The organism is Pandoraea nosoerga (genome assembly GCF_902459585.1).
GTDB lineage: Bacteria > Pseudomonadota > Gammaproteobacteria > Burkholderiales > Burkholderiaceae > Pandoraea > Pandoraea nosoerga.
Map to the genome: position 1 here is coordinate 38,744 of NZ_CABPSC010000013.1, position 23,863 is coordinate 62,606.

23 protein-coding genes are annotated in these 23,863 nt (G+C 65.7%); 12 read left to right on the forward strand and 11 right to left on the reverse strand.

Going from position 1 to position 23,863, the window contains the following annotated elements:
- The first annotated feature begins 19 nt into the window (after positions 1-19).
- Positions 20-967: a LysR family transcriptional regulator gene (locus tag PNO31109_RS16275; protein WP_206111218.1), complete on the forward strand. Its 948-nt coding sequence runs from the start codon at positions 20-22 to the stop codon at positions 965-967.
- A gap of 260 nt (positions 968-1,227) precedes the next feature.
- Positions 1,228-2,640 carry a methyl-accepting chemotaxis protein gene (locus tag PNO31109_RS16280; RefSeq protein ID WP_150556509.1) on the forward strand — a complete coding sequence of 471 codons (1,413 nt, stop codon included), beginning with the start codon at positions 1,228-1,230 and terminating at the stop codon, positions 2,638-2,640.
- 108 nt (positions 2,641-2,748) lie between these two features.
- Here PNO31109_RS16280 and PNO31109_RS16285 read toward each other — a convergent pair whose 3' ends face one another.
- The 5 genes from PNO31109_RS16285 to PNO31109_RS16305 all read right to left on the reverse strand — a co-directional run bounded on the left by PNO31109_RS16285 (position 2,749) and on the right by PNO31109_RS16305 (position 6,404).
- Positions 2,749-3,054, reverse strand: a complete 306-nt coding sequence (locus PNO31109_RS16285) for a hypothetical protein (protein WP_174966433.1) — start codon at positions 3,052-3,054, stop codon at positions 2,749-2,751.
- 509 nt (positions 3,055-3,563) lie between these two features.
- Positions 3,564-4,151: a hypothetical protein gene (locus PNO31109_RS16290; protein WP_150556510.1), complete on the reverse strand. Its 588-nt coding sequence runs from the start codon at positions 4,149-4,151 to the stop codon at positions 3,564-3,566.
- 80 nt (positions 4,152-4,231) lie between these two features.
- A complete protein-coding gene (locus PNO31109_RS16295) occupies positions 4,232-4,369 on the reverse strand; it encodes an entericidin A/B family lipoprotein (protein ID WP_150556511.1) in 138 nt (45 codons plus the stop codon).
- Between the two features lie 100 nt (positions 4,370-4,469).
- On the reverse strand, positions 4,470-4,676 hold the full coding sequence (locus PNO31109_RS16300; protein ID WP_150556512.1) for a CsbD family protein: 207 nt from the start codon (positions 4,674-4,676) through the stop codon (positions 4,470-4,472).
- Positions 4,677-4,880: 204 nt separating this feature from the next.
- Positions 4,881-6,404, reverse strand: coding sequence for a sensor histidine kinase (locus PNO31109_RS16305; RefSeq protein ID WP_174966434.1), 1,524 nt, complete (start codon positions 6,402-6,404; stop codon positions 4,881-4,883).
- Positions 6,405-6,693: 289 nt separating this feature from the next.
- On the opposite strand from PNO31109_RS16305, the gene PNO31109_RS16310 reads away from it, so the two are divergent.
- The 9 genes from PNO31109_RS16310 (at position 6,694) to PNO31109_RS16350 (ending at position 14,191) form a co-directional block, all read left to right on the forward strand.
- Complete coding sequence (locus PNO31109_RS16310; protein WP_042114863.1) at positions 6,694-6,870, forward strand: DUF1328 family protein; 177 nt, start codon at positions 6,694-6,696, stop codon at positions 6,868-6,870.
- Between the two features lie 101 nt (positions 6,871-6,971).
- A complete protein-coding gene (locus PNO31109_RS16315; RefSeq protein WP_039414459.1) occupies positions 6,972-7,133 on the forward strand; it encodes a DUF1328 domain-containing protein in 162 nt (53 codons plus the stop codon).
- 143 nt (positions 7,134-7,276) lie between these two features.
- A complete protein-coding gene (locus PNO31109_RS16320) occupies positions 7,277-7,834 on the forward strand; it encodes a ferritin-like domain-containing protein (RefSeq protein ID WP_150556615.1) in 558 nt (185 codons plus the stop codon).
- A 72-nt stretch (positions 7,835-7,906) separates the two neighbouring features.
- Positions 7,907-8,548, forward strand: a complete 642-nt coding sequence (locus tag PNO31109_RS16325; protein ID WP_150556514.1) for a response regulator — start codon at positions 7,907-7,909, stop codon at positions 8,546-8,548.
- Between the two features lie 13 nt (positions 8,549-8,561).
- Positions 8,562-8,984, forward strand: coding sequence for a response regulator (locus PNO31109_RS16330; protein ID WP_150556515.1), 423 nt, complete (start codon positions 8,562-8,564; stop codon positions 8,982-8,984).
- 328 nt (positions 8,985-9,312) lie between these two features.
- Positions 9,313-10,347, forward strand: coding sequence for a methionine ABC transporter ATP-binding protein (locus PNO31109_RS16335; RefSeq protein WP_150556516.1), 1,035 nt, complete (start codon positions 9,313-9,315; stop codon positions 10,345-10,347).
- The gene (locus PNO31109_RS16340) at positions 10,337-10,990 is read left to right on the forward strand and encodes a methionine ABC transporter permease (protein ID WP_150556517.1); all 654 of its coding nucleotides are present in this window, start codon (positions 10,337-10,339) and stop codon (positions 10,988-10,990) included. The genes PNO31109_RS16335 and PNO31109_RS16340 overlap by 11 nt, the downstream gene beginning before the upstream one ends.
- 58 nt (positions 10,991-11,048) lie before the next feature.
- On the forward strand, positions 11,049-11,861 hold the full coding sequence (locus tag PNO31109_RS16345) for a MetQ/NlpA family ABC transporter substrate-binding protein (RefSeq protein WP_150556518.1): 813 nt from the start codon (positions 11,049-11,051) through the stop codon (positions 11,859-11,861).
- A gap of 446 nt (positions 11,862-12,307) precedes the next feature.
- Positions 12,308-14,191 (forward strand): EAL domain-containing protein, encoded by a 1,884-nt coding sequence (locus PNO31109_RS16350; RefSeq protein ID WP_150556519.1) that lies wholly within the window; start codon positions 12,308-12,310, stop codon positions 14,189-14,191.
- Positions 14,192-14,281: 90 nt separating this feature from the next.
- On the opposite strand, the gene PNO31109_RS16355 is transcribed toward PNO31109_RS16350, so the two are convergent.
- The 3 genes from PNO31109_RS16355 to PNO31109_RS16365 form a co-directional block, all read right to left on the reverse strand.
- The gene (locus PNO31109_RS16355; protein WP_150556520.1) at positions 14,282-15,898 is read right to left on the reverse strand and encodes an APC family permease; all 1,617 of its coding nucleotides are present in this window, start codon (positions 15,896-15,898) and stop codon (positions 14,282-14,284) included.
- A gap of 435 nt (positions 15,899-16,333) precedes the next feature.
- Positions 16,334-17,785, reverse strand: coding sequence for an NAD-dependent succinate-semialdehyde dehydrogenase (locus PNO31109_RS16360; RefSeq protein ID WP_241014168.1), 1,452 nt, complete (start codon positions 17,783-17,785; stop codon positions 16,334-16,336).
- 371 nt (positions 17,786-18,156) lie between these two features.
- Positions 18,157-19,707, reverse strand: coding sequence for a UbiD family decarboxylase (locus tag PNO31109_RS16365; protein ID WP_150556522.1), 1,551 nt, complete (start codon positions 19,705-19,707; stop codon positions 18,157-18,159).
- A gap of 566 nt (positions 19,708-20,273) precedes the next feature.
- Here PNO31109_RS16365 and PNO31109_RS16370 point away from each other — a divergent pair.
- A complete protein-coding gene (locus PNO31109_RS16370; protein ID WP_150556523.1) occupies positions 20,274-21,329 on the forward strand; it encodes a lytic transglycosylase domain-containing protein in 1,056 nt (351 codons plus the stop codon).
- 149 nt (positions 21,330-21,478) lie between these two features.
- On the opposite strand, the gene PNO31109_RS16375 is transcribed toward PNO31109_RS16370, so the two are convergent.
- The 3 genes from PNO31109_RS16375 to ribH form a co-directional block, all read right to left on the reverse strand.
- Entirely contained in the window at positions 21,479-22,681 is a 1,203-nt protein-coding gene (locus PNO31109_RS16375; protein WP_150556524.1) for a pyridoxal phosphate-dependent aminotransferase, read from the reverse strand.
- A 141-nt stretch (positions 22,682-22,822) separates the two neighbouring features.
- Entirely contained in the window at positions 22,823-23,284 is a 462-nt protein-coding gene (gene nusB / locus PNO31109_RS16380; protein ID WP_150556525.1) for a transcription antitermination factor NusB, read from the reverse strand.
- A complete protein-coding gene (gene ribH, locus PNO31109_RS16385; RefSeq protein ID WP_150556526.1) occupies positions 23,284-23,796 on the reverse strand; it encodes a 6,7-dimethyl-8-ribityllumazine synthase in 513 nt (170 codons plus the stop codon). Before ribH ends, nusB begins: the two co-directional genes overlap by 1 nt.
- Between the last annotated feature and the right edge of the window lie 67 nt (positions 23,797-23,863).

Sequence of the window (23,863 nt, forward strand, 5' to 3'; positions counted from 1 at the left end):
TGTTCGATCTCGAAACGGCATGGTCATGGTGTCGCTGCGGCAGTTGCGGTATTTCCTCGAAGTCGTCGACGCGGGTGGATTCAGCGCGGCGGCCGAGCGTCTGTTCGTCGCCCAGTCGGCGCTGAGCCGGCAGATCTCGGAGCTTGAACGGGAATTGCAGGCCGTGCTGCTCGAGCGCTCGTCGAAGGGCGTGACGCTCACGCCGGCCGGGCGCACGTTCGTCGACGAGGCGCGGCGCGTGCTCACCGAACTCGAAAGCTCGGTCGCGCTCACCCGCAGCGTCGCGCGCGGCGAGCAGGGCACGGTGCGCCTTGCGCACTCCAGTTCCGTGCCGTTTGCCGGAGCGCTGGCCGCCGCCCTTCGCGCGCACCTGCAGGCCAACCCCGGTGTGAGCGTCGACATCTCGACGCTGTCGTCCGAACAACAGCAGGACGAAGTCGAGGCCGGGCGCATCGACCTCGGGCTGGTGCGGCTGCCCGTGCTGCGTCCTGCGCCGTCGCTCGTTTGCGAGACGATGGCACGCGAGCGGCTGCTGTTGGTCGTGCCGCCCGGGCACGCGCTGGCGCGGCAGACCTCGGTCAGTGTGGCGGCGCTCGCTTCGGAGCCGTTCGTCTCGCTGCCGCATCGCGAGCGTGGCGGCCTGAGCTACCGGGTGGCCCAGTTGTGTCAGCAACACGGATTCTTTCCGACGGCGGCGATGGCGACCTCGCGCAAGGTCACGCTCGTCAATCTCGTGGCCGCGGGCTTCGGCGTAGCCATCGTGCCCGAGAGTCTGGCGGCGCTCGTGCAGGCCGACGTGCGGCGCGTGGCACTGGAGGACGCGAACGCGCACAGCGAAGTCGCCTTGCTGCGCCGGCGCGATGCCGGCGCACTGGCCATTGCCGTGGGCGAGGCGCTCGCCAAGGCGTTGCGCGGCGCGGGCAGTAGCGCGCCAAGCCCGGCGAGCGCCGCCGTGGGTTCGATGTAAATCCGGCGTAATCCCGATCGGATTCGAGCGTAAGTCCAACGTAAGCCCCGCGTGAGAGGGCGCCCCGATAACGTCGGAAGGGGCGAGGAAACCCTCAAGTCGCCCGTTTTTTCTCCCGTTATACTTTTCGACACACCAGCGTGTGGCGCGAGCGCCCGAGCGGCATTTTCGCGGGCAAGCTCAAGGCTTTGGAGGCGATGGCACTGCGAAGCTCGCGCACTCGTCATAACAAGCAGATCAGAGATGCGAGGAGACTGACGATGGGGCTTTTCACGCGCAATCGGGGTGCTGCGCAGACCGTCAACATCATGAACGAGGTGGCCAGGAGTGCCGGCACGCTCGGCATCGAGCTGTGCGACATTGCCGGCAACGTCGACGAAATCGCCGTCCGGACGAAGCGGCAGGCCGAGGTCTTCCAGGAACTGCGTCGCGCCGCTGCCGACACCAGCGAAGGGAACCAGCGCATCGCCGCGGCCGCTCGCGAGGCCCGCGACGTGGCCGATCGCGCCAGCGCCGAGATTGCCGCCTCGCGCAGCACGGCCGACGCATCACTTGCCTCCATTCATGGCCTCGTCGAAGGCGTGTCCGGCATGGCCGAGGAAATCGGCGGTCTGCGCGAGGCGCTCGCACATGTGGGCAAGGTGGCCGAGGGCATCTCGGTGATCGCCCGCCAGACCAATCTGCTCGCGCTGAACGCCGCCATCGAAGCGGCGCGCGCGGGCCAGGCCGGACGCAGCTTCGCCGTGGTGGCCACCGAAGTCAAACAACTCGCCAGCAAGACGGCCGAGGCAACGCAGCAGATCGAACAGACGCTTAGCGCACTCGCGGAGCGCACCGAGCGCCTCATGCGCGAGAGCAACGCGAACGTCTCGCGCGCGAACGACGCGCGCGAGGGTACGCGCGCGATTGCGAGCGTGATCGAGACCGCCGGCACCGCGCTCGACACGTTCGATCGGCAGGCGGGCCAGATCGCGCAGGCGAGCGAGGCCATCGAGCACGAGTGCGGCACGCTTGCCGCGCACGTCGACGAAATGGCCGACGGCGTGGCGCATTCGGCCGAGCACGTGGAGAGCGCGCGCGAGCGCATCAACGGTCTGCTGTCGGTCTCGGAGCAATTGATCGGCCTGATCGCCGAGGCGGACGTGGAAACCGAGGACACGCCGTTCATTCGCGCGGTGCGCCGTGCGGCCAAGCAGGTTGGCGAGGCTTTCGAGGCGGCGCTCGCCAAGGGCAGGATCACCGAGCAGGAGCTGTTCGACCGCCGCTATCAGCCGATTCCCGGCTCGAACCCGCAGCAATTGATGGCGAGCTTCACGCGCTTTACCGACGAGACGCTGCCTGCCATCCAGGAGCCCTTGCTCGCGCTCAACGACCGCATCGCGTTCTGCGCGGCCGTGGACGAGAACGGCTATTTGCCCACGCATAACCGCAAGTTTTCGCAGACGCCGACCAACGACCCGGTGTGGAACGCCGCCAACTGCCGCAACCGCCGGCTCTTCAACGACCGCACCGGCGCGGCGGCCGGGCGCAACACCAAACCGCTGCTGCTGCAAACCTATCGTCGCGACATGGGCGGCGGCCAGTTCGTGGTGATGAAGGACGCTTCCGCGCCGATCTATGTGAATGGCCGTCACTGGGGCGGCTTCCGGATTGCTTACCGGGTAGCCCGGTAGTCGGCCTGCGCCCCGGTTCGGCCCAATGAAAACGCGCCACCGACAGCGATGTCGGCGGCGCGTTCGTTTTCCAGCACGGCGCGACACGGCGCGCGCCGCGGGCGTCGATCAATAGGCGTACCAGCGGCCGTGGCGCCAGTAGCCGTGGCCGTAGCGGCCATAGTACGGGCGGCCGTAATACACCGGCGGCGGGCCGTAGTAGGCCGGGGCCGGCGCCACGTACACGGGCGGCGGCGCCACATAGACCGGCGCAGGCGGCGCCACGTAGACCGGCGCGGGCGCATAGACCGGTGCCGGTGCGATCAGCGGCACGCCAATGCCGATACCGACGGAGACGTGCGCCTGCGCCGTCCCGATCGCACCCGCGGCGAGTGCGATCCCGGCGACGGCAAGGGCGGCAAACTTGGTTTTCATGACATTTCTCCTGCGACTTGGCAGCGTACTGATGACAGCGCCCGGACCGGCACCATGCCGGCCGACGCGCCCGGTGCCCGCCGGCACCCTGGTTCGTCAGATTCCTTGGCTTAACTGTACTGAAGTTCCGAATCGCGAGCGTGGCGCAATTGTTGCAAAGTATGCGCGGTCCCGGACAGTGGGGAACGTTCGGGCGTAGAAAAGCGGCCGCCAAACGTGTGAATCAGGCCCCTATTCTATTCATAATCAACGACTTGCGCTCGTTTCGGTTGACACGATCGGGCGCGGCGGGAGGCCAGGGCGGGCCGGCGCCTCCCGCACTTGTTACATTCATTTACAAGGCGTGCCTGGCCCTGCCTTGGCGTGTGGCGTAAAAACAGCGGCGGATGCCGCCTCGCGCGACATCCGCCTGCTGCCGGCGCCCGCCCGGTCCGGGACCGGGAGCGCGGGCGCCTTCTCCTCCCCGCTAAAAGCTTGCGCCTGACTCGCTGGTTGAAGCGGCTTGCGCCTTATTGGTTGAAGCGGGCCTTGGCGTCGGCCACGCAGGTGTCCTTGCTGTCGCCCGAGAGCGAATCGCACCGTTCGAGTGCGGCCTTGTATCGGGCCTTGTTCGCATCGTCGTTCGCGTCCTGGCGCGCGGCGCGCGTGTCCTTGGAGGATTCACGGCTCGTGCGCATGACCTGGGCGTCGCCGTAGGCCTTCGTCTTGGCGGCCTCGGCGTCCTTCAGGCACACGTCCTTGTCATTGCCCTTCTTGTCGTCGCAGCGCAGCTTGGCGACGCGGTAGTCGGCGTCGGCCTTGGCGATAGCTGCGTCGTAGCGCGCTTTGGGGGTTTGCCTGTAATCCGCCTCGGCGTTGGCCTTGGCGATCTTCTCGTTGCCCTTGGCGTCCTCGATGCATACCTTTTTCGCGTTGTCCTTCAGGTCGTCGCAGCGCGCGGCGGCGGCCTTGTAGTCGGCTTCGGCCGACTTCTGCGCGGCGTCGTAACGGTCCTTGGCAGCGGCGTCGGCCGCGTTGGCCGAGGCGGTCCCCAGCAGGCCGGCAGCTCCCGTCGCGAGGCAGGCGCAGGTAAGCAGGTTCAAGGCAAGTCGTGACATCTCAATGTCCTCCTATCGGCTGGCGATCGTGGGAAGCGATGCCGGGGCATCGCGGATCGTGGGGGGCAATGAAATTACCGTCATTTGTTGCGATCTGCGGCGCCCTGGATGGCTTCGCCGCCGCGCTCGACGTCCTTGCCGGCGCCATGGACGGTGTTGCAGCCGGCCAGACCCAGCGCGAAGCCGCTCAGCAGTGCAATGGCGATCAGTCGTTTCATTTGGATTTCTCCTTTGAGAGGTGAGGTCGTCACAGGCGCGTGGCGGCAATGCGCTGCGCGGGGGGAGCGCCCGCCGCCGGGCGGGCCGGCGGCTCGGGGCTTACCAGAGCTTGTGCTGGTCGTTCCAGGTGTCCACTTCGCGCTCGGCGTCGGCCTTCGCCTTGCCGTAGCGCTCCTGGATCACGCCGACGAACTTGTCGCGATTGCCTTCGATCTTCAGCAGATCGTCGTCGGTCAGGTTGCCCCATTGCTTCTTGACTTCGCCCTTGAGTTGGTTCCACTTGCCCTTGATCAGATCCGAGTTCATGACCACTCCTCAATATTGGGTAGATGGGATTCTCGCGCGGCGGCGATGTCGCGCGCGGTGCCTCGCGCGTTGTTGCCGCGCCCGCAGGACGGCGGGTGATTCCATGGTAGGGAGTGCGAAATGCCCGCGCTGTCAGCCACATCACCGTCGCGGCGTAGGCGGAATCGGGTTACGCTGTCGGCGTATTCCCACGAGCAGCGGGTGTCAGGCGGGGCGCTCGTGCTCGACCACGTCGGCGCTCGAGTCGTCGGCCGGCGCTGCGGCGGCCGTCTCATGCGCCTCGGGGCGTGCGGGGCCGTGTACGGCGGGGGCGGTACTTTCAGTGACTTCCGTGGCGATCTCGGGGGCGTCGGCCGGGTTGCACAGCGGCAGCACGACCTGGATCTCCGTGCCCAGCCGCTGCGGCAACGAATGAATGTCGATGCGTCCGCCCTTGGCCGAGACGCGCTGGCGCATGCCGAACAGTCCGTGCGTCTTGGGTTTGTTGAACTGATCCGGCGTGAGCCCGATGCCGTTGTCGATCACTTCGAGCCGCACGCGCTGATCGTCGCACGCGAGCGCGACGCGCACGGCCGTCGCCCGCGCGTACTTCGCGGCATTGGTGAGCGCCTCCTGCGCCACGCGGAACAGCACGATGGCGGTGGACTCGGGCAACGCGAAGTCGTCTTCCGGCAGATCGAGATCGAGCTCCCAGTGCTGCTGGTCGGCGGTCTCTTCGGCGAGCGAGCGCAGCGCGGTGACGAGGCCGAAGTTGATCAGCACCGTCGGGCGCAGGTTCTCGATGATGCGCCGCTTGATCTGGATGCCCGAATCGAGATTGCGTTGCGCGCGCGCGAGCTTCTCCGCCACGACCGGATCGCTGCTGCGGAGCTTGTGGTGCGCCCAGGTGACGTCCATCTTGCACGCGGTGAGAATCGCGCCGAGCTCGTCGTGGAGTTCCCGCGAAAGACGCGTTTTCTCATCCTCGCTCACGTTTTGCAGGTGGGTGGCGAGCTCGTCGAGCTGCTCGGTGCGCTCGCGCACGAGCCGGTCCAGATGCGCCTGCTGCTCGTGCAGTTGGTCGCGTGCGAGCTGCTCCTGGCGCATCTGCCGCCCGAGCGTGCGAAACAGCAGGATGAACAGCACAATGGTGAGCACCGAGAGCGCGCCGGCGCTCACGGCCGAGATCACTTGATCGAAGCGGCCGTCGTCCTGCGCCACGCGCGCGCGCGCGAGTTCTCGGTTGTAGAGATCGGTGATGCCGTTTTGCACGCGCTCCATCGCGCCGATGCCGAGGTAGTCGGGCGAGAGCGCCTGCTCGAGCGTCATCGTGCCGGCGATCACGCCGGCACGCGCGGCCTCCATCGTGGCGATCCGATTGGAGAACAGTGTCATCACCGCGGCGAAGTCTTTCGTGGCCTGCGTGTCATGCACGTCTTCGTAATGCTGGATGACCAGCGCCGAGAGGTCGCGAATGCGCCGTACCGCCGACAGATAGGGGTCGAGATAGAGGGGATCCTTGGTGAGCAGATAGCCGCGCTGGCTCGAAACCACGGTCGACGTGCGCGCCATGATCTCGTTGAGCTCGTTGGCCGCCGTCATGGCCTGCAGCGCCGATTCGTAGGTGGAGGCGAGACGCCGGTGTGCCGACTCCAGCCCGACCAGGCTGCCGACCGTGATGACGATCGCGGCGATCATGGCGATGATCCAGCTGCGACGACGTAACCAGGACGTAAACAATCGAGGCATGAGGGCGTGTCGAGAAGGGTTGGGCGAAGACAATACCAATCCGCGCATATCCGCAGACTGCGTCATTTCGCTTTGATCATAAGTCGAAAATCGCCTGCACACGGGAATTGTCAGCCAATTCCTACGCAAAAACCAGAAGCGCCCGGGCAGTTCCGGAAAGCCCGTTTTTCTACCATACATTCAGCACCCGATGGATTGCGGGCCGTTCGCGCAAGCTCCGCGCGCAGGGCGAGCGAGACGTGGGGAGCGAAGAAAGTCTCCGGGAATTGAATCGACCAAGGAGAACGCTATGTTGAAGTGGGCTTTGTTGTTTGCACTGATCTCGATCGTGGCGGGCCTGTTGGGCTTCACCGGGATCGCCGCCGGTGCGGCCGGGATCGCGAAGATCCTGTTCGTGCTGTTCCTGGTGTTGTTCGTGATCTTCCTGCTGCTTGGCTTGACCGTCGCCAAGAAGATCGTCGACTAGACGGCGCGCCGCGGGGCGCGGCCGCGCGCCGTGCGCCGCAGTGACCGGGGCGGCGCGGTATGCGTGTCGCCCGAAGCCCGTCCACAATCAAGGAGGTTGCGATGCTTCACTATGCCGTCGTGTTTTTCGTGATCGCGTTGATCGCCGCGGTTTTCGGTTTTACGGGAATCGCCGCGGGCGCGGCCGAGATCGCGAAGATCCTGTTCTTCATCTTCCTCGTGATCTTTCTGGTCACGCTGCTCTTCGGAGTGTTCCGGCGATAGCCGCCCGCACGTTGCCGTCGGGGGCGCCGGCACCGGGCGTCCCCGTTCCCGCCAATACTGACAGGAAGGAGGAATCGCACATGCATACCGCCAAGCACGCCAAGCACCATGCCTCGCAGTCGGTCGACACCGGCAAGCACGCGATGACGGGTAATGGGCACAGCAAGCCAGCGGGCGAGGACTTCCACATCGACGTTCGCGCTTTGCGCGAGCGTGCACGCGAGCACCTCGACGACGGTGCCGTCACGGAGGACTACCGGGCCGATCGCGACGCGGTCGTCCAGATGCTCAACGAAGCGCTCGCCACCGAGCTGGTGTGCGTGCTGCGCTACAAGCGCCACCATTTCATGGCCACTGGCATTCACGCCGAGCCGGTCGCCGCGGAATTCGCCGAGCACGCGGCGCAGGAGCAGGAACACGCGGATCGCATCGCGGCGCGTATCGTGCAACTGGGCGGCGAGCCCGACTTCTCGCCCGACAGCCTGTCCTCGCGCAGCCATGCCGAATACGTGCCCGGCCAGAACCTGCGCGACATGATCCGGGAAGATCTCGTCGCCGAACGCATCGCGATTGAGAGTTATCGCGAGATGATTCATTATTTGGGCGACCGGGATACCACGACGCGGCGCATGCTCGAGGAAATCCTGGCCGTCGAGGAAGAGCACGCCGACGACATGCGTGACCTGCTCGACCGGGAGTGACGCCCATGCTGCGCGCGCACACGCCAGATAGATTCGGCCAGCCGGCCGAGGGGGAAAGTTTCTGGAGCTTAGATGTCACTGACAATAAAAATTCTGATCGCCGACGACCACGCGATCGTTCGCACCGGCTTCAAACAATTCATCGCGGACGAATCGGACATGGAAGTGCTGGGCGAGGCGGCGAGCGGCGACGAAGTGATCCGCGCCGTGCGCGAGACGGCCTTCGATGTCGTGCTGCTGGATATCGCCATGCCTGACAAGAACGGAATCGACACGCTTCGCGTCATCAAGCAATTGCGCCCCGAGCAGGGCGTGCTGTTCTTGTCGACATATCCCGAGGCTCAGTACGCGGTCAACCTGCTGCGCGCCGGCGCCGACGGTTACCTGATGAAGGACGCCGCACCCGAGGAGATCATTCGGGCGATCCGCACGGTGGCGCGCGGCCACCGCTACGTAAGCGAAGTAACGGCCGACCTGCTCGCGCAGAAGCTCGACCAGCCGGTCGACGAGCCGATGCACGAGCAACTCTCGGAGCGCGAATTCCAGGTGTTCTGCAAGCTCGCGCAGGGCCGTACCCCCACGGAGATCGCCGACGAGCTGCACCTCTCGGTGAAGACCGTCAGCACGTACCGCGCGCGCGTGCTGGAAAAGATGCATTTGAAAACCAATGCCGATCTGACGCTCTACGCGCTCAAGAACGGTCTGATCAGTTGACGGAGAGGTTGTCATGCCAACCGGGAAAGCGGCCGCGCTCACGGGGTCCCGATTGCCCTTGAAAGTGCTGCTGATCGAAGACTCGGCGGTCATTCGCGAGAGTCTGTCCGAAGCGCTCGGATCCACGGGGATGCTTCAGGTGACAGGTGTGGCGGAGACGGCCGACGAGGCGGTCCGCACGCTCAAGGAGGACTCGTTCGACGCCGTGATCGTCGACATTCAGTTGCGGCGCGGCTCCGGCATGGACGTGCTGTCCTATCTGCATGACGCCGGCATGCTGCCCAACGTCATGGCGGTCGTCCTCACGAACTATGCGCTCGCGACGTATCGCAAACGCTGCCAGCAACTGGGCGTGCAGTATTTCTTCGACAAATCCCTCGAATTCGACCGGGTCATCGAGGTGCTCGACGACTTCGCGTCCAGCCGCCAGGCCTGAGGCGGGCCGGGGCGGCGCAGTTTCCCGTCGTTCCCACGAAATGGGAATCCACCCCTGCGTAGTGAAATCAACTCACGTTTTCTCGTTGGAGAGGGCGTGAGCCGCGCCGTTTGCGCGATTCTTGTTGCATTGCGGCACGCCGCGCGGCTTTCCCGCGTATCGACAACCCGCTTGCCGCATTTCAGGTGAATTCCAATATAAAGAGATCAAATTTTATTATTTTCAACTATTTAGGTGCATGGGCTAGAATGTCGCCTTTGTGCTAAATACCGAGTCCAGGCGGCGGCACTGCGGGTAGTTTTCGGCAGTGGGGCTGCCATTTTTTTGCATGATCGAACTCCAGAACATCACCCAGCGATTTGCTGGGCCCAAGGGGCCGATCGACGCGCTCTCCAACATCAGCCTGTCGATCGAGCGCGGCGAAGTCTTCGGCATCATCGGCCGAAGCGGCGCCGGCAAGAGCACGCTCGTGCGCGTGATCAATCTGCTCAACCGCCCGAGCGACGGCACCGTGCGCGTCGACGGCCAGGACCTCACGGCAATGTCGACCGACGCGCTGCGCCAGGCGCGTCGTCGTATCGGCATGATCTTCCAGCACTTCAACCTGCTGAACTCGCGCACCGTCTACGACAACGTGGCGCTGCCGCTCGAGCTGGCCGGCACACCGGCGGCCGAGATTCGCGCGAAGGTGCTGCCGCTGCTCGAACTCGTCGGGCTGACGGCGCAGAAGGACCGCTACCCGTCGCAGATCTCCGGCGGCCAGAAGCAGCGCGTGGGGATTGCGCGGGCGCTTGCCAGCGAGCCGCAGGTGCTGCTCTCCGACGAAGCGACGTCCGCGCTCGATCCCGAGACCACGCGCTCGATTCTCGATCTGCTCAAGCGCATCAACCGTGAGCTGGGACTGACCGTCGTGCTGATCACGCACCAGATGGAAGTGATCAAGCAGGTGTGCGATCGCGTGGCGGTGCTCGACGCCGGCCGCGTGGTCGAGCAAGGCCGCGTGATCGACGTGTTCCTGCGTCCGCGCCACGAAGTCACGCGCGCCCTCATCGGCGACGTGATTTCGCAGGAGCTGCCCGCCGGCGTGCGCGAGCGCGTGGCCTCGCGCATCGGCAACGGCCACGATCATCTGTATCGTCTGGCGTTCTCGGGCGCGGGCGTGGATCAGCCGTTGCTCTCCGAGGCGATTCGCCGCTACGAGCTCGACTTCAACATCCTGCATGGCCAGATAGACGAGATTCAGGGCCAGGCGTTCGGCTCGCTTGCCGTGATGGCGGGCGGCACCCCGGCCCGTGTGGCCGAAGCCATGGCGTTCCTCGCCAGCCAAGGCGTCGTCGTTGAGGAGCTCAGCCATGTGGAGTGAAATGTTCGATCTGTTCGTCTCGTCGTTCTGGGAGACGCTGATCATGGTCGGGATCTCGGGCTTCATCGGCGCCGTGGTCGGTGTGCCGCTCGGCGTACTGCTCTATCTGACCGACCGCAATGGCGTGCTGCAGAACCTGCCGACCAATCGCATCATCGGCATCGTGGTCAACGCGGTGCGCTCGACGCCGTTCATCATCTTGCTGGTTGCCGTGATCCCGTTCACGCGACTGGTGGTGGGCTCGTCCATCGGCACGATGGCGGCCGTGGTGCCGCTCACCATCGCGGCCGCGCCGTTCGTCGCGCGCCTGGTGGAGACCGCGCTGCGCGAAGTCGATCGCGGCCTGATCGAGGCGGCGCAATCGATGGGCGCGACGACCGGCCAGATCGTGATGAAGGTGCTGCTGCCCGAGGCGCTGCCGGGCATCGTGGCCGGCCTCACCATCACGTTCGTGAGCCTGGTGGGCTACTCGGCCATGGCCGGCGCGATCGGCGGCGGCGGCCTGGGCGATCTGGGCATCCGCTACGGGTACCAGCGCTTCTTGCCCGAGGTCATGGTCACCGTGGTGCTGATCCTGATCGTCTTCGTGCAGCTCGTGCAGACGTTCGGCGACTGGCTGGTGCGCCGTCTGAGCCACAAATAACGTTTCGAATAACAACGTCGCCGGCGAGCCGGCACCCAACTCACACGCGAGGTTTTCTATGCAACGTCGTTCGATTTTCAAGCTGCTCGCCGGTGTCGGCGCCGCAACGGTTTTCGCCACGCAGTTGGCCGCGCCCGCATTCGCCGCGGACACCGTCAACCTGAAGGTCGGCGTGACGGGCGGCCCGCACGCCCAGATCTTCGATGAAGTGAAGAAGGTCGCCGCCAAGGAAGGGCTCAACATCAAGGTCATCGAGTTCAGCGACTACGTGCAGCCGAACGCGGCGCTCTCGTCGGGCGATCTCGACGTGAACAGCTACCAGCACCAGCCATACCTCGACGCGCAGGTGAAGGACCGCGGCTACAAGCTCGAGTCGATCGCCAAGACCGTGATCTTCCCGATGGGCGTCTACTCCAAGAAGATCAAGTCGCTGGCCGAGCTCAAGACGGGCGACAAGGTGTCGCTGCCGAACGACCCGACCAACGGCGGGCGCGCGCTGCTCCTGCTGCAGAAGAATGGCCTGATCAAGCTGCGCGCCGACGCCGGTCTGAAGGCCACGCCGATCGACGTCGTCGAGAACCCGAAGAAGCTGAAGTTCGTGGAACTCGACGCCGCGCAACTGCCGCGCTCGCTCGACGACGTGACGGTGGCCGTCATCAACACCAACTTCGCGATGGAAGCCGGTCTGAATCCGAAGAAGGATTCGATCGCCATCGAGGACGCTAACGGCCCGTATGCCAACGTGCTGGCAATCCGCACGGCCGACAGGAACAAGCCCTGGGTGGCCAAGCTGATCAAGGCCTATCACTCGCCGGAAGTCAAGGCGTTCATCGAGCAGAAGTTCGGCGGCTCGGTCGTCGCGGCATGGTAAGGAGCCGGTGACGCCTTACCGAGGCGCCCATGAAAACGGCAACGCTTTGTGGCGTTGCCGTTTTTTTTCGTCCGAACGCCGCTGTCTTCGTCTGCTATTTCTGCGTGGTATTCCCGCGTCGTATTCCCGCGTCGTATTCCCGCGTGGTGCGACACCGGGCATTCGCGCCGCTCGCGCGCGTGTGGCAATTCCGACACTGTCACGGATTTGTCAAGGAACGGCGATAGCCTGAACGGCAACTAAAAAGGAGGGCGCCCGCGGGCATCGTCAATGATATGCGGATATGGGCGCGAGCCGCGACCGCACGCGAAACACGGGGAAAGGGTGAGACATGCGCGGAGCATGCGGCTCGCCCGCGGTGCGTCTGAGCGCGCCCGACATCGGCCCGCACGTCGCAATGCTGTTGGCTCGATGGCGGCGCACCGCATCGACTTTCGGAGTACCTCTTGAATCCTCCCCCGTCTGTCGTCATCCGTCCGGAGCGCTTTGCCGCACCGACCGCCGGCGTTTCCGGCGCCGACCAGGCTCGTCATGCCGGCCACGGCGATGACGATGAGAGCGCGATCCTCGCGCAGCTTTGCGAGGGCATTGGCCTGAGCTGCGTCTTTCAGCCGATTCTCGACTTTCGGACGTCCGAGGTGGCGGGCTACGAAGGACTGGTGCGCGGTCCGGCGGGAACGTCGATCCATTCGCCCATGGCGCTCTTTGCCGCCGCGCGCCGCCACGGCCTTTGCGGGCCGCTCGAACTCGCCTGCCGGCGTGCCGTGCTGCGCGGCTTCGTCGAGCAGGACCTGCCGGAGCGGCTGTTTCTGAACATCGGTCCGGTCACGCGCGCGCAGCCCGGCGGCGGCGTGATCGAGTCGCTCGGCCTGGACGAAACGTTCGCCATGCTCCAGTCGTTGCGGCTCGCGCCCGAGCGCGTGGTGCTCGAACTCACGGAACACGCGCCGACACTCGATCTGGCCAGCACGCGCGCGTCGCTCACGGCCTATCGCGCGCTGGGCTTCGAGGTGGCGCTCGACGACATGGGCGAGGGCTACGCCAGCCTGCGGCTGTGGTCCGAGCTGCGCCCCGATTACGTGAAGATCGACCGGCATTTCGTCGACGGCATCGACACCGATACCGTCAAGCTGCAGTTCGTGCGCTCGATGCGGCAGATCGCCGAGACGAGCGGCACGCGCGTGATCGCCGAGGGCATCGAGCACGCCGAGGAACTGCAGGTGGTGCGCGACCTCGGCATCTTTCTCGGGCAGGGGTATTTCATTGCGCGTCCGCAGGCGCAGCCGCAGCGCGCGGTTACCGCGAACGTCAGGGAAGTCGTGAACGAGCGGCGCGCTTACGTGCATCAGCAACCGAGCCAGCTCGGGGCCGGCAATGTCACGCTCGAGCGCATTGCCTCGTTTGTCGCGCCTGTCTCGCCGGACACGCGCAGCGAAGACGTGGTGGCGCGCTTCGAGAGCGATCCGGCGCTCGAGGTGCTGCCGGTCGTGGAGCGGGACCGGCCCGTGGGACTGATCGGCCGGGCGTCGCTCATCGGACGCTTCGCGCGGCCGTTCACGCGCGAGCTATACGGGCGCAAGCCGTGCTCGGCCGTGATGGAGCCGCGCCCGCTCACGTTCGACAAGGGCGCGCGGCTGGAGGACCTGAGCCGCATGATCGCCGAAGGCGCGAGCCGCCAGATCGCGGCCGGCTTCATCGTGACCGACCAGGGGCGGTATTTCGGCGTGGCGCAAGGCCATGCGCTCATGCGCCATATCACCGACATGCAGCTCGATGCGGCGCGCTACGCCAATCCGCTCACGCTGCTGCCGGGCAACGTGCCGATCGACGATTACATGGACCGCATGATCGGCGAGCGCCAGTCGTTTCACGCCTGCTATGTCGATCTGGACAACTTCAAGCCGTTCAACGACGTGTTCGGCTACCGGCGGGGCGATGATCTGATTCAGCTCGTCGCGCGCGTGCTCATGGCCGTGCGCAATCCGGAGTGCGACTTCCTCGGGCACATTGGCGGCGACGACTTTCTCATCCTGTTTCGCAGCCCCGACTGGGAAGCGCGGTGCCGCGAGGCGCTCGCCCGTTTCGGCGAGGCGGTGACGGAGTATTTCCATCCCGACCAGATCGCGGCGGGCGGCTTCGAGGCGGAGGACCGCCGCGGCATGGTCATTTTCCATCCGATTACGAGTCTGTCGATCGGTGTGGTGGCCGTCACGCCGGAGAGCTTTCCGTCGCACGTGGAAGTCTCCGCCGCGGCGGCCGACGCGAAGAAGATGGCCAAGCGCGCGCTGGGCAACAGCCTGTTCATCGAACGCCGTCGCGCCCATCGGTGAGGCGTCGATACCGCGATATGGGGATATGGTCCGGCGTGCGCAATGAAAAAGCCCGCCGGGCGGCGGGCTTGTCGTCGAGTGTCTGCGAGCTCAGTGCGACAGCGCGGGCATGCCTTCCATGCTGGCCGCGTCCTGTTCGCGTTCTTCCGACAGGTACGGCGTGCGCCACCCGGCCTTCACGCCCCAGTGATAGAACGCGAGCGAGAGCACGGCGACCACGCCCATGTCCCAGCCGTATGGCAGCAGGCCCGTGCCGCCGAATTCCTGGCTGCCGACATACGAGCACAGCGCCATGGCCGGCAGGTAGCCGATCAGCCACCACGAAGCCTTCAGATCGCGGCCGAAGCCGGCCCACTTGTCCTTCGCCTGATAGTAGAAGTACACCGGCAGGGCGACGACCACGAGCACGATGATCTGGCCGGTGAGCGGCCAGCGCGCCCAGTACAGGATCAGCGACGCGCACACGAACGCGATGGGGGCGATCACGGACAGACCCGGCAAGCGCAGCGGACGGTGCATGTCCGGCGCCGAATGGCGCAGCGCCATCACGCTGATCGGACCCGTCAGATACGAAATGACGGTGGCGACCGAGATCACGGCGGCGAGCGAGTCCCATCCGCGGAAGAAGAACATGAACAGGAACGATACGGCCAGGTTGAACCACATGGCCTGACGCGGCACGCCGTAGAGCGGGTGCACGCGACCGAAGATCGAGGGCAGCGTGCGGTTGCGCTCCATCGCGTAGATCATGCGGCTCGTGGTCGCCATGTAGGTGGTGCCGGTGCCGCTCGGGCTCAGGAAGGCGTCGAAGTACAGCACGATAGCGAGCCAGTTCAGGCCCAGTGCGATCGCCAGTTCCGCGAACGGGGAGCTGAAGCTCACCATGTGCCAGCCGCCGGCGAGTTGCTCGGGCGAGAGGGCGCCAATGTAGGCCACCTGCAGCAGCAGGTAGATGACGGTCGCGAGCAGGATCGAGCCGACCACCGCGAACGGAATGCTGCGGCCCGGGTCGCGCGCTTCGCCGGCCAGATTCACCGGACTCTGGAAGCCGTTGAACGCGAACACGATGCCCGACGTGGCGACCGCGGTCAGCACGGCCGACATGCCGTTCGGCGCGAAGCCTCCGTGTTCGGCGAGATTGAAGTTGCCCGGATGAAAGCCCGCAATGATCAGGCCGGCCACGGTCAGGGCCGGAATGGCGAACTTGAACAGCGTGATGGCCGTGTTCGCGCGGGCGAAGAGCTTCACGCCCCAGTAGTTCAGCATGAAGTAGACGATCACGAGCAGCGCCGAGAGCGTGAGGCCGCTCGTGGTAAGCGTGCCGTCGACGAAAAGGCCGTGGGTCCAGGCGTAGGGCCAGGTGCTCATGTACTGGATCGACGCCTCGGCCTCGATCGGAATGACCGACACGATGGCGATCCAGTTGGCCCACGCGGCAATGAAGCCCACGAGGCTGCCGTGCGAATAGCGCGAGTAGCGCACCATGCCGCCCGACTCGGGGAACATGGCGCCCAGTTCGGCGTAGGTCAGGGCGATGGCCAGAATCACGACGGCGCCGATGACCCAGGCGAGCAGGGCGGCGGGGCCGGCGATCTTGGCGGCTTTCCAGGCACCGAACAGCCAGCCGGAGCCGATGATCGAGCCAAGGCCGGTCAGCATCAGGGCGAACGGCCCGATGTTGCGCATGAGGGACGGGTGGTTATCCATTGATTGTCTTCTCCACGCCCGGGGGGCAGGTGCCGGCCCCGCCCGGAGCGGAGCGGCCCTGCGCGAGGGCGGACAAACTACCGGCTGGCCGGTCGCCGTCTGCGCGAGCATGACGGCGCGGGGGCGGCGCTCACCGGTGCGACTTCGTTGATGGGTTTCTCGCGAATTTCGACGCGGTTCCGACGCTGCGGCGTCCGGATGAGGGACATCATCCGAATTGGGGTCGGAGTCGCCGTTCGCGAAAAAAGCGCGATTCTACCCGAGCCAGACGGCGTCTGTGGGACTTTGTAACACTTTTGCATTGGCTTGCGGATCGGCGACAAGCGGTCAAAACACGCCCGAACCAGCAAGGGCGCGGCTCGCGCAGGGCGACACGCGCCTATGACGAACCGTTAAAGGGTCAGATCAAAGGTTCCCCTGCGGTTCCATGCGGTTTCATGCCCCGGCAAGGCACAGGTATTTCAGTTCGAGATACTCGTCGATGCCGTATCTGGAGCCTTCGCGACCCAGCCCGGAATGTTTGACGCCGCCAAACGGTGCGACCTCGTTCGAGATGAGGCCGGTATTGATGCCGACCATGCCGGCTTCGATGCCCTCGGCCACGCGCCAGACGCGGCCGACGTCGCGCGCGAAGAAGTACGAGGCCAGGCCGAAGTCGGTGGCGTTGGCGAGGCGCACGCCTTCTGCTTCGTCCTTGAAGCGAAAGACCGGCGCGAGCGGGCCGAACGTCTCTTCCTGCGCGACGAGCATGTCCGCGCTGGCGTCGGCCACCACGGTCGGCTCGAAGAAGCGTCCGTGCAGCACCTTGCCGCCGACCGTCACGCGCCCGCCCTTGGCGACGGCATCTTGCACGTGGCGCTCGACCTTCTGCACGGCGGCGTCTTCGATCAGCGGACCGACCACGACGCCCGGCTCGAAGCCGTTGCCCACGCGCAGCTCGCCCACGGCGGCGGTCAATTTCTCGACGAAGGCGTCGTAGACGCCGTCCTGCGCATAGATGCGGTTCGCACAGACGCAGGTCTGGCCGGCATTGCGGAATTTGGAGGCGATGCAGCCCTGGACGGCGGCGTCCACGTCGGCGTCGTCGAAAACCAGGAACGGCGCGAGCCCGCCCAGCTCCAGCGCGACTTTCTTGATGGTGGGCGCGCACTGCTCCATGAGCCTGGCGCCGACCGGCGTCGAGCCGGTAAACGACAAATGGCGCACGCGCGGGCTGGAGGTGAGCACGTCGCCCACGTCGGACGAGTTTTTCGACGTCACCACATTGAACACGCCCTTGGGCAGGCCCGCGCGCGAGGCCAGCTCCGCGAGTGCGAGCGCGCAGAGCGGTGTGAGGCGGGCCGGCTTGACCACGATCGTGCAGCCCGCGGCGATGGCGGGGGCGATCTTGCGCGTGATCATCGCGATCGGGAAATTCCACGGCGTGATCGACGCGCACACGCCGATCGGCTGCTTGAGCACGAACATGCGCTTGCCGCCCTCGGGAGACGCGAGCACGTCGCCGTCCACGCGCTTGGCCTCCTCGGCGAACCATTCGATGAACGAGGCGCCGTAAGCGACTTCGCCTTTGGCTTCGGCGAGCGGCTTGCCCTGCTCGGCGGTCATGATGGCGCCCAGGTCGTCCTGGGCCTGCATGATCAGGTCGTACCAGCGGCGCATGATGCGCGCACGCTCCTTGCCAGTCCTGGCGCGCCATTCGGGCAAGGCCGCCTCGGCGGCCACCAGCGCACGTTCGGCTTCCTTGGCGCCGAGGTCGGCCACCTGGGCGATCTCGGCGTCGGTGGCGGGGTCATGTACGGCGAACGTGGCTTGCGAGTCGGCCTTCGTCCAGTCGCCGTCGATGTAGGCGTCGGACTTGAGCAGTTCGGGATCTTTCAGCTTGGCCAGCGCGGGATGGGCCTTGGGCGCCTTGGCGGAACGGCCCTGGGAACGCTGCGACGAACGGGTGGTTGACACGATCGACTCTCCTCTCGATGACCGGGCGGCGCGGACTGCTGAGCCCGGGCCGCACGGCGGCAACGGATATGAACGATACGAGCGATACAGACAATACAGGCGATGCGGACGCTACAAACGACAGGAACGGGTGAATCGGATACGGCAGTCTGTCGCGTGTCGGGCGCCGGCCGATACCGGCGTCGGCCTCTCTTATGGGCGCAGAGGCTCGATGTCGCTGCGGGCGACGTGAAATGAAAAACGCCGGCAGCCGCTACGGCCGCCGGCGTTCGCTGCCCGCCCCGCGGGTGGCCGGGCCGGTTTTACAGGCCGAGATCCTGATAGAGCCTGGCCATGCGCGCGTCGACGTCGGCGGTCATTTCGATGGGACGTCCCCATTCGCGCGAAGTTTCGCCCGGCCACTTGTTCGTTGCGTCGATCCCCATCTTCGAGCCCAGGCCGGCCTCGGGAGACGCGAAATCGAGATAGTCGATCGGCGTGCGCTCGACGAGCGTGGTGTCGCGGGTCGGGTCCACTCGCGTGGTGATCGCCCAGATGACTTCCTTCCAGTCGCGGATGTTGACGTCTTCGTCGACCACCACGATGAACTTCGTATACATGAATTGGCGCAGGAAGCTCCACACGCCGAACATCACGCGCTTGGCATGGCCGGGATAGGCCTTCTTCATCTGCACGATCGCCATCCGGTAGCTGCAGCCTTCCGGGGGCAGGTAGAAGTCGGTGATCTCGGGGAACTGCTTTTGCAGCAGCGGCACGAACACTTCGTTGAGCGCCACGCCGAGGACGGCGGGCTCGTCGGGCGGCTTGCCCGTGTAGGTCGAATGGTAGAGCGCGTTGCGCCGCAGCGTGATGCGCTCGATCGTGAAGACCGGGAACCACTCCTGCTCGTTGTAATAGCCAGTGTGATCACCGTAAGGACCTTCCAGCGCATGGGCGTAGCCGGCCGTCGCGCCCCGGCTGGGGGGCGGCGGTGCGCCCTCGGGCACGACGGGCGGCTGCTCGGACGGGTAAATGAAGCCCTCGAGCACGATCTCTGCCCGCGCAGGCACGCGCAGCGACTCCAATCCCGGCGTGAGGCACTTGGCCAGTTCCGTGCGGCTGCCGCGCAAAAGGCCTGCGAACTGGTATTCGGACAGCGTGTCGGGCACCGGTGTGACCGCGCCCAGCATGGTCGCCGGGTCCGCCCCGAGCGCGACAGCGATCGGGAACGGCTTGCCCGGGTGGGTCTGCGCGAATTCGCGGAAATCGAGCGCACCGCCGCGATGCGCGAGCCAGCGCATGATCACCTGGTTGCGGCCGATGACCTGCTGGCGGTAAATGCCCAGGTTCTGGCGTTTGCGATGCGGACCCTTCGTGATGACGAGGCCCCAGGTGATGAGCGGGGCGGCGTCGCCGGGCCAGCACGTCTGAACCGGCAGGCGTGCGAGATCCACGTCCTCGCCCTCCCAGACGATCTCCTGGCACACCGGCGAGCCGACTTCCCTGGGCGCCATGTCCCAGATGGCCTTCGCCATGCCCAGCAGCTTGCCGGCGTCCTTCAGGCCGCGCGGCGGCTCCGGTTCCTTGAGTGTCGAGAGAAGCCGCCCGATGTCGCGCAGCGAGGCCAGTGCGTCCTCGCCTTTGTCGATGCCCATGCCGAGCGCCACTCGTTCAGGGGTGCCAAACAAGTTGGCCAGTACCGGCATGTCGTAGCCTGTCGGACGCTCGAACCGGAGGGCGGGACCGGCCGCTTTGAGCACGCGGTCGGCAAGCGCCGTCATCTCGAGCACCGGCGAGACCGGCACGTCTACGCGACGAAGCTGCCCGGATCGCTCCAGTTGCGCGGTGAAGTCACGAAGATCGAGATATTTCATGAAACAAACCGTTACCAAAAATTTTTTACAGTTTTCATACGCCCGATGAAAACGGGCGTTTGAATCGTGTTTTGTCCGGGTGACACCCTGTAAACGCGGGGTGAGGCAGGGCATTTTACCGGTCGAGGCGGACGAACGTCACGGCAAAACCGCCGTTACAAATTACTTTTAGTAATTATTTTTAGTATTTATAGTATTGACGGTTTATATGTGACTGCTACAATCCGCCCGTTGAATCCAGAAAGGCGGCTTTGACGACGGGTAGGCCGACCCGCGTGAGCTTAGCGACAACTACAACATCGACGTGGATTTTCAGTGGCTGGTTTTCTCACCGAGGTCGGGAAACCAGTGTTTTAGGAAGCAGCGCGAGCGATAGCTCGTCAGCGCCGGGGACCTGAACAGGTCGGCGCGCTGCGGCGGTACCGGCATCGTCCATGACAACACGATGCGCCGCCTTGTCCATATGCCGTAAATGAGCGCTTCACGGGATGCCTGGCGGGCATACCGGCTCGTTTCCTTACGCCGCGGGGCCACCCCGTGGTGACGGCGTAACCGGAGTACGTAGTATGAAGAAGTCTGGTTTATCACCCTGGCTACTGGCCGCTGTCGGAGCGCTTCGTGCGCGCGGCGCGGCGACGGTAGCCGCGGCTCGCCGCGATTGGCGTCGCCTCGCATGGCACGGCGGTCGTGCTGGACTGTATGCGTCCAGCGCGGTCGGTCTGGTGGCCGTGGTCGGCACGCTGGCGTTGTGGGCCCGACCGGCCTGGCGCGCCGATCTGGCGTCGCGCGTCGGTCCGCTGCTCGAGGCAGCCACCGGTTCGGCCGACACGACGGCCGGCCCGGGTGCCAACGGCAGCGTCGTTGCAAAGGGTTCCCCGTCCGATTCGGCGATGATGGCGCAGGCCGCACAGCATGTGCCGTCCGCTGCCGTGCTTGCCGCGTATATCCCGAACCAGCGCGTAGCCGCCGATGCGCGAGCCACCAAGGCGCTGGACACCCGCGAGCAGATCGCCGTGGCCGACTATCTGGCCCGCCGCTATCGGGTCGCGGGCGATGTCACGGGCAATCTCGTCCGCGCAGCGTATTCGACCGGCAAGGAAGTGGGCCTCGATCCGCTGCTGCTGCTGGCCGTGATGGCCATCGAATCGGGCTTCAATCCGTATGCGGAAAGCACGGTGGGCGCCCAGGGGCTCATGCAGGTGATGTCGAAGGTCCATCAGGACAAGCTGGAATATTTCGGCGGTCCGGAGGCAGCGCTGCATCCGCTCGCGAACATCAAGGTCGGCGCCCTGATCCTGAAGGAATGCATCGCGCGCGGCGGTTCGCTCGCCGGCGGCCTGCGCCTGTATGTCGGCTCGACCAGCGCGGGGGATGGCGGCTATGGCGCCAAGGTGCTCGCCGAGCGTGATCGTCTGCGCAGTGTGGCCATGGGGCGCAAGGTTTCGCCCAATGCGCCGCAGGCGCCGGTGATCGTGAGCTCGGCCAAGCCGGTGACGAAGCCGGTCGCGGCGGACAAGGCCGACGACACGACGCAAGCCTCGCCGGCGCCGGCAGCCGCCACGCCGACGGGCAAGGCGGCTGCGGCCAAGCCGCTCGAAGCCGACGATAGCACGGCTGCCTGAGCCAGATCGGCGGCGCCTGCGCATCGCGGCTCCAGCATCGCGAGTTGAGCATCGCGGGTTGAGCATCGCGATTGCAGCCAACAAAAAACCCATCGAATCGCTTCGATGGGTTTTTTGCTTTCCGGCGCGTTGGCGCGTTGGCTTGCGCTTCAGTTCGCCGCGAATACTTTTCCGATGCGCTCCATCGCCTCGTGTAGTTGTTCGAGCGACGTCGCATACGACAGTCGGATGTACTGGCGCGGTTGCGCGAACCCGAAGTCGAGTCCCGGCACCAGCACCACGTCGGCCTGCCGCAGCAGCGACTGGGTGAGGCGATCGCTGTCGGCGGCGTCCGGATGCGACACGCCCGTGCAGTCGGCGTAGACATAGAACGCGCCGTCCGGCATGACCGGCACCTTGAAGCCCAGACGCGCCAGAGCCGGCACGACGAAGTCGCGCCGCTGGCGGAAAGCGTCCTTGCGGGCTTCGTAGATGGCGAGGGTGTCCGGCAGAAAACATGCCGTTGCGGCGCGTTGCGCCACGGCCGACGGGCAGATGAACAGGTTCTGCGCGAGCTTCTCGAAGGTCGGCACCAGCGATGGCGGCACGACGAGCCAACCCAGGCGCCAGCCCGTCATGTTGAAGTACTTCGAGAAACTGCTCACGACGAGCACGTCGTCTCCGAAGGACAGCGCCGTCGTCGGCTTGCCATCGTAAGACAACCCCTGATAGATCTCGTCAACGAGCGTGAAGCCGCCCCGTGCGCGCACGGCGGACACGATGCGCGCGAGTTCGTCCGCTTCGATCGACGTGCCCGTCGGATTCGACGGCGAGGCAAGCAGCACGCCCTTCGTCGCCGGCCCCCAATGCGACTCGATGCGCGCCGCCGTCAATTGGAACCGCTCGGCAGGCCCGGAGGGAATCAGAACCGGCTTGCCGTCGAAGGTCGAGACGAAATGCCGATTGCAGGGATAGCACGGATCCGGCATGAGGACTTCGTCGCCCACGCCCACCAGCGCCGCGCAGGCGAGCACGAGCGCGGCGGAAGCCCCTGCTGTCACGACGATGCGAGACGGATCGACGTCCACGCCATAGAAACTGCGGTAGTAGCCGGCGATGGCTTCGCGCAGCGCGGGAATGCCCATGGCGCCCGTGTACTGCGTGCGTCCGTCGCGCATGGCCTTCGCGGCGGCTTCGATGACGGCCTCGGGCGCCGTGAAATCCGGCTCGCCTATGCCCATGTGGATCACGCGATGGCCGGCCTTTTCACGCAGCGCAGCCTGTTTGGCGAGCTCCATTACATGGAAGGGGGCAATATCGTCGACGCGTTGCGCCAGTGTCAGCGCGGGAGCGAGGTCGGGCGTGCGGTCCATGATGTTGTCGGGGAGGGGGCGAAAGAGGTTACGGGAAGGGGGCGACGGCGGCGTCGCCCCGTCTGCGGCCCGGGTGCGGCCGGTGCGCCGCCCACCGTCGCGTTGGGGTGGGCGCCGGGCGCGTCAGGGGCGCTAGAGGCGTCAGGCGCTTTTGCCGCGGCCGCCGTTGCGATTGGCTGCGTTGGCAGCGACTTCATCCGGGCGCACCTCGGCGGCAAACTTGTCGAGCACGCCGTTCACATAGCGGAAGCCCTCGACGCCGCCGAAGGTCTTGGCCAGTTCGACGGCCTCGTTGATCACCACGCGGTACGGAATGTCCAGATGGTGGATCAGCTCGTAGGCGCCGATCACGAGCACCGCGTGTTCGACCGGCGAGAGTTCGGCGGCCGGGCGGTCGAGGTACGGCTGCAGGCGCTGCGACAAGGCGTCCGCTTCACGGATGCTGCCATGAAGCAGCGCGTCCAGGTGGGCGCGGTCGGCCTTGTCGTAGCCGGGGGTCGTGCGCAGATGCGCATCGATCTCCCCCGCGTGAGCGCGCGAAAGCAGCCATTGATACAAGCCTTGCAGCGCAAATTCGCGTGCGCGGCGGCGGGCACTCTTCATTACCGATCTTCCTCTTCTTCGTTTTCTTCCAATGCGTCGTCGTCGCCGAAAAACTGATCGACGCTTTCGAGCAGATTGGCCATTTCCACTGCCACCCGGGCCGCGTCACGACCCTTTTCCGCGGCGCGCACTTCCGCCTGCGCATCGTTTTCGGTCGTCAGCACCGCATTGGCGATGGGAATGCCGAAATCGAGACCGATGCGCGTGATGCCGGCACCGCTCTCGTTCGATACCAGCTCGAAGTGATACGTTTCGCCGCGGATCACCGCCCCGAGCGCGATGAGGGCATCGAACTGGCCGGTCTCGGCGAGCTTTTGCAGCGCCAGCGGAATTTCCAGGGCGCCGGGCACGGTGACGAGCAGCACGTCGCTCTCGTCGACGCCCAGGCGCTCGAGCTCGGCCACGGCGGCATCGCGCAGCACCGTGCAGAACGCGTCGTTGAAACGCGCCTGGACGATACCCACACGCAGGCCTTCACCGTCGAGTTCCGGCTCCAGTGTTTCGATCTTCATAATGGGCTTCCTTTAAAAAGTGCCGTCCCAGGCGGTGCGACCAACAGGAGGCCGGCACGCCCGAGAC

Excerpts from the sequence above, each read along its gene's own strand:
- PNO31109_RS16275 (WP_206111218.1), top strand. The coding sequence starts at position 20 with ATGGTCATGGTGTCGCTGCGGCAGTTGCGGTATTTCCTCGAAGTCGTC.
- PNO31109_RS16280 (WP_150556509.1), top strand. The coding sequence starts at position 1,228 with ATGGGGCTTTTCACGCGCAATCGGGGTGCTGCGCAGACCGTCAACATC.
- PNO31109_RS16285 (WP_174966433.1), bottom strand. The coding sequence starts at position 3,054 with ATGAAAACCAAGTTTGCCGCCCTTGCCGTCGCCGGGATCGCACTCGCC.
- PNO31109_RS16290 (WP_150556510.1), bottom strand. The coding sequence starts at position 4,151 with ATGTCACGACTTGCCTTGAACCTGCTTACCTGCGCCTGCCTCGCGACG.
- PNO31109_RS16295 (WP_150556511.1), bottom strand. The coding sequence starts at position 4,369 with ATGAAACGACTGATCGCCATTGCACTGCTGAGCGGCTTCGCGCTGGGT.
- PNO31109_RS16300 (WP_150556512.1), bottom strand. The coding sequence starts at position 4,676 with ATGAACTCGGATCTGATCAAGGGCAAGTGGAACCAACTCAAGGGCGAA.
- PNO31109_RS16305 (WP_174966434.1), bottom strand. The coding sequence starts at position 6,404 with ATGCCTCGATTGTTTACGTCCTGGTTACGTCGTCGCAGCTGGATCATC.
- PNO31109_RS16310 (WP_042114863.1), top strand. The coding sequence starts at position 6,694 with ATGTTGAAGTGGGCTTTGTTGTTTGCACTGATCTCGATCGTGGCGGGC.
- PNO31109_RS16315 (WP_039414459.1), top strand. The coding sequence starts at position 6,972 with ATGCTTCACTATGCCGTCGTGTTTTTCGTGATCGCGTTGATCGCCGCG.
- PNO31109_RS16320 (WP_150556615.1), top strand. The coding sequence starts at position 7,277 with ATGACGGGTAATGGGCACAGCAAGCCAGCGGGCGAGGACTTCCACATC.
- PNO31109_RS16325 (WP_150556514.1), top strand. The coding sequence starts at position 7,907 with ATGTCACTGACAATAAAAATTCTGATCGCCGACGACCACGCGATCGTT.
- PNO31109_RS16330 (WP_150556515.1), top strand. The coding sequence starts at position 8,562 with ATGCCAACCGGGAAAGCGGCCGCGCTCACGGGGTCCCGATTGCCCTTG.
- PNO31109_RS16335 (WP_150556516.1), top strand. The coding sequence starts at position 9,313 with ATGATCGAACTCCAGAACATCACCCAGCGATTTGCTGGGCCCAAGGGG.
- PNO31109_RS16340 (WP_150556517.1), top strand. The coding sequence starts at position 10,337 with ATGTGGAGTGAAATGTTCGATCTGTTCGTCTCGTCGTTCTGGGAGACG.
- PNO31109_RS16345 (WP_150556518.1), top strand. The coding sequence starts at position 11,049 with ATGCAACGTCGTTCGATTTTCAAGCTGCTCGCCGGTGTCGGCGCCGCA.
- PNO31109_RS16355 (WP_150556520.1), bottom strand. The coding sequence starts at position 15,898 with ATGGATAACCACCCGTCCCTCATGCGCAACATCGGGCCGTTCGCCCTG.
- PNO31109_RS16365 (WP_150556522.1), bottom strand. The coding sequence starts at position 19,707 with ATGAAATATCTCGATCTTCGTGACTTCACCGCGCAACTGGAGCGATCC.
- PNO31109_RS16370 (WP_150556523.1), top strand. The coding sequence starts at position 20,274 with ATGAAGAAGTCTGGTTTATCACCCTGGCTACTGGCCGCTGTCGGAGCG.
- PNO31109_RS16375 (WP_150556524.1), bottom strand. The coding sequence starts at position 22,681 with ATGGACCGCACGCCCGACCTCGCTCCCGCGCTGACACTGGCGCAACGC.
- nusB (WP_150556525.1), bottom strand. The coding sequence starts at position 23,284 with ATGAAGAGTGCCCGCCGCCGCGCACGCGAATTTGCGCTGCAAGGCTTG.
- ribH (WP_150556526.1), bottom strand. The coding sequence starts at position 23,796 with ATGAAGATCGAAACACTGGAGCCGGAACTCGACGGTGAAGGCCTGCGT.